General features: G+C 32.6%; 3 protein-coding genes and 1 pseudogene. 2 read left to right on the forward strand and 2 right to left on the reverse strand.

The window, feature by feature from the left end; translation table 11 throughout:
* A pseudogene (locus tag E0F89_RS16915) lies at positions 1–207 on the reverse strand (IS1182 family transposase); the annotation flags it as partial.
* Between the two features lie 101 nt (positions 208–308).
* On the opposite strand from E0F89_RS16915, the gene E0F89_RS16920 reads away from it, so the two are divergent.
* Both E0F89_RS16920 and E0F89_RS16925 read left to right on the forward strand, forming a co-directional pair.
* On the forward strand, positions 309–995 hold the full coding sequence (locus E0F89_RS16920) for a hypothetical protein (protein ID WP_131910890.1): 687 nt from the start codon (positions 309–311) through the stop codon (positions 993–995).
* A 153-nt stretch (positions 996–1,148) separates the two neighbouring features.
* Positions 1,149–2,255, forward strand: a complete 1,107-nt coding sequence (locus E0F89_RS16925; protein WP_131910891.1) for a ligand-binding sensor domain-containing protein — start codon at positions 1,149–1,151, stop codon at positions 2,253–2,255.
* A gap of 228 nt (positions 2,256–2,483) precedes the next feature.
* On the opposite strand, the gene E0F89_RS16930 is transcribed toward E0F89_RS16925, so the two are convergent.
* Positions 2,484–2,684, reverse strand: a 201-nt coding sequence (locus E0F89_RS16930; RefSeq protein WP_131910044.1) for a hypothetical protein, incomplete at its 5' end; no start/stop codon positions are given.

Here is a 2,684-nt window from a genome sequence, read left to right on the forward strand (position 1 = left end):
ACCATATAAATAAATCTTTAGAAACACTTTACTATTGAAACTCGGGCGACCTTCGGTCTTGAGCGTTTTTACAGCAAAATCGAGCTTAGAGAGGTCAATATATTCGACAAAGGCATCTATAAATCGCACCTGGTTATCGGGACTTATAGTGTCTTCTAAACTTGAAAAACGCATTTGCTGACGGGAAATACCTGTGATATGTTGCATTCTTAAAAATACGAAAAATCTTCTTTTTATACAAGTATTTTGTTATATTTGATCATAATACAACAGAGGTTTTTTCACAGACTGACGTTGGCAGTAATACTATGAGAAAACTAAAAATAATATTCACGATAATAATTTCATTTGCAATTCTTAGTTGTGAAAAGAGAAATTCTAGTTTAGAAATTGAGAAAGAAATCATAAACAATTTATTTGTGGAAATGGTGGATTCAATTCACAAAGACCCTAGAATTTATCTAACGTTTCCTCCAAATCCGGATATAATTTATGACCAAAAAGGTAATAAAATTGGAGTAGATTCAACAGAATATAAAATTGAAATCATCAAGTATAATAATGATGAGGAATTAAGAAAAAAAGATACATCTAAATTACTATTTGGTGTTAGCGAAAAAATATACAGGCCATCAGAATATGAATATAAAAGTATAGAGTCATATTTTAAAACATTGAAATTACAAATTGACACAACTAGTAATTCTACCGAATCTAAAATTGATTTAGAGCAATTTAAAAATAATAAGAAATTTAGATTTAAATATTTATCTGAATTTCCTATAGGTGCAAATATTCTAAATAATGACGGAACTTTTAAATTTTCTGGAGGAATTGCATTTTCTAAAATAATTTTTGATGAAAGAAAACAAATCGGAATTTTGTGTGGAAATTATCTTTGTGAACCAAGATGCGGAATTGGATATCTAATTATTATTAAGAAGATAAACAATAAATGGAAAATTAAAAAAATAGAGCGTACTTGGCAATCGTAAAAGTACTACTGCCAACAGCTATTTTGAGCTAGCTGGAATTTAGTGGGATTACCGTTTCGCATCAAGTTTTCGTTAAGCCGAAAACTGAAAGGTTACGAACTTCCAGCCATCTCAAAGTGGCTAAACGTTAGCAACAATTATAAAACCAACAATATGACAACCATTGAAAGTAAGAAAGTATTCATAGCAAGAAATCTAATTTTGGTTCTTTTGACACTTCAATTCTCATCTTGCACGGGACAAGTGAAAGAAAAATCTGTTAATGATACAATAGAAAATGAAGCCAACATCCAACCACTCATTTTAAATCAAAGCACGACCTTTCCACAAATTCACACTAACTTAAATGGAATGGTAAGAGAGTTTGTAAGGACAATGTATCAAGACAAAAAAGGAAACTTTTGGTTTGGAACAAATGGAAATGGGATTATACGCTACGATGGTAAAACACTTGAAAAAATTTCAATCGAAGGACTTCGCCAATTTAATGTTGTAAGAGAAATTGTTGAAGATAAAGCAGGATTTTTATGGTTTGGGACTGACAATGGACTCATAAAATACGATGGTAAAAAATTTACTACATACTCAGAAAAAGATGGCCTGCAAGATGATGAAATTTGGGGACTGACAATTGACAAAAGCGGACTCATTTGGGTTGGTTCGATTGGCGGGGTTAGTCATTTTGACGGCAAAAAGTTTACACCATTTTTATTGCCAGCCAAAAAGGTCGAAAATCCAAAACCTATGCTTTCTGATAAATTGGTTTTTAAATTTTTGGAAGATAGAAATGGAACGATGTGGTTTGCTACCGATGGAAATGGAATTTTCAAATACAAAAGTGGCGAATTCATTCATTTAACATCTAAAAATGGACTTACCGACAATAATGTCGCAGATATTTTAGAAGACAAGCAAGGAAACATTTGGATTGGAACTTTTAATGGCGGTGTGAGCAAATTTGATGGTAAAACATACAACAACTTCACAAAGGATGGAATTATTGAAGGTGTAGAAACTTATAATTTTTGTGAAGATAGCAAAGGTAATATATGGTTTACGGCAGAAGGTTATGGCGTGTATCGTTTCGATGGAACAAATTTCACCCAATTCACAACGAAAGATGGGTTGACCTCCAATGTAACACAAAGTATTCTCCAAGATAACAAAGGACAAGTTTGGTTTGGAAGTTGGCAAGGATTAAGCATTTATGATGGACAAACAATTATGAATGCTAAAGATAAAGAACCTTGGACGAAGTAAAATAACTGTTGCTAACAGCCGTTTCTCGCAATTGCGAAGTTTGTTGTAAGTTCACGTTTACGTTTCGCAAGAATTTTTAACTTTAACAGAAAATAAAAAGTTCCGAACTTCGCAACTGACGAGAAGCGGCGGAACGTCAGGCTGTGAAAAAACCTCCTTTTTCTATTAAAAACCTTCAATTTTCCTGTTTTGCAATTGAAATAACGCCTTTTTAAGAAGGCTCTTTTTTTAGGCTACTAATTTCATTAGATAATAATCAAGGGCATTAGTTAGCTTTAAATACTCCGTTTTTAGACAAAACAAAACTTTTGCCTTGTAGGGTGAATTCCATTTTTTGAGCTTGGCAATAAGATCGGGAATGCCCATGATATTGATACTGCGTTTGATGTTATACACCAGCATAATCAGGCTGTGTTCTCCGTTTACTTT

This window comes from Flavobacterium caseinilyticum, from assembly GCF_004349085.1.
Taxonomy (GTDB): Bacteria; Bacteroidota; Bacteroidia; order Flavobacteriales; family Flavobacteriaceae; genus Flavobacterium; species Flavobacterium caseinilyticum.